This window comes from Microvirga tunisiensis (genome assembly GCF_009296175.1).
Lineage (GTDB): Bacteria > Pseudomonadota > Alphaproteobacteria > Rhizobiales > Beijerinckiaceae > Microvirga > Microvirga tunisiensis.
In genome coordinates this window covers 1-531 of record NZ_VOSK01001007.1, presented here as the reverse complement: position 1 = coordinate 531, position 531 = coordinate 1, and the positions used below count along the sequence as shown (strand labels likewise).

Annotated in this window: 2 protein-coding genes; one reads left to right on the top strand and one right to left on the bottom strand. The window is 57.4% G+C overall.

Features of this window, described 5'->3' with window-relative positions; genetic code table 11:
* Nucleotides 1-94: 94 nt before the first annotated feature.
* A complete protein-coding gene (locus tag FS320_RS45755; protein WP_153885425.1) occupies nucleotides 95-280 on the bottom strand; it encodes a hypothetical protein in 186 nt (61 codons plus the stop codon).
* Between FS320_RS45755 and FS320_RS47495 the strand changes: the two genes are divergently transcribed.
* On the top strand, nucleotides 279-531 hold a 253-nt coding region (locus tag FS320_RS47495; protein ID WP_210252281.1), incomplete at its 3' end, for a hypothetical protein. The genes FS320_RS45755 and FS320_RS47495 overlap by 2 nt on opposite strands.

Here is a 531-nt window from a genome sequence, read left to right as displayed (position 1 = left end):
GACGCCGACCCGTATCGACAATCTCAACTCGATCCATAGCCGCACTGTCCTTTTTGACGTCAATAAGGACAGTCAGTGCCAAATCCGACAATTCCTACAAGGCGGCCCACCTCGGATGCGTACGCTTTTGCAGCCGTGCGATGCGGATCTTCAGGGTTTGAACGAGCGCTTCCAGGGCTTTCTCAGTCGCGGAGAGCCGCGTGATCTCCTCCCGTTGCGAGAGGATGATCGCCTTCAGTGCCAAGGGATCATCAGGAAGCGAATCAAGCGCGGCTGCCATGCTCAAAATCTACCGCACGCCGTCTGTCGAAGACAGCATTATGAAGCGAAATCAAGAAGATAATCTACACGACACGCGCCGGTGGCGCGGACCATGCCGGGCGGCGCCAATCGATGCCTTCCCACGACGGGGTCCAGAGATACCCCTCATAGGAACGATGATCATCCTGACGCATCTGAGATTGTCGTCATCGATCCCGCTCATCCGCTCTATGGCCGCCACTTTCGGCTCGTCACCGTGGAGCCTGCCTC